This is a genomic window from Limosilactobacillus reuteri subsp. simiae (assembly GCF_020784875.1).
In the GTDB taxonomy this organism is placed as follows: domain Bacteria; phylum Bacillota; class Bacilli; order Lactobacillales; family Lactobacillaceae; genus Limosilactobacillus; species Limosilactobacillus reuteri_H.
Window position 1 is genome coordinate 1 of record NZ_JAJGUI010000010.1, and the last position, 206, is coordinate 206.

Genomic DNA, 206 nt, shown 5'->3' on the forward strand with positions numbered 1-206 from the left:
TCACAAAGTTACAGGATCGTCTATCACCTACAATTATTGATTATTTTGAAAGTCGTTATTCAAAAGCCGAACGCGAATGCGTTCAATCAGTTGTAATTGATTTAAATGCTCAATATCAAAGCTTTATCTATCGCCTTTTCCCTAATGCCAACATTATTATTGATCGCTTCCATCTTGTGCAATTAGCTGGTCGCGCTTTGGACAAT

At 36.4% G+C, this 206-nt stretch carries 1 protein-coding gene; it reads left to right on the plus strand.

Translation table 11 applies throughout. The annotated features are described in order from the left end of the window. Window positions 1-206, plus strand: a 206-nt coding sequence (locus tag LMC10_RS01050; RefSeq protein ID WP_229268699.1) for a transposase, incomplete at both ends; no start/stop codon positions are given.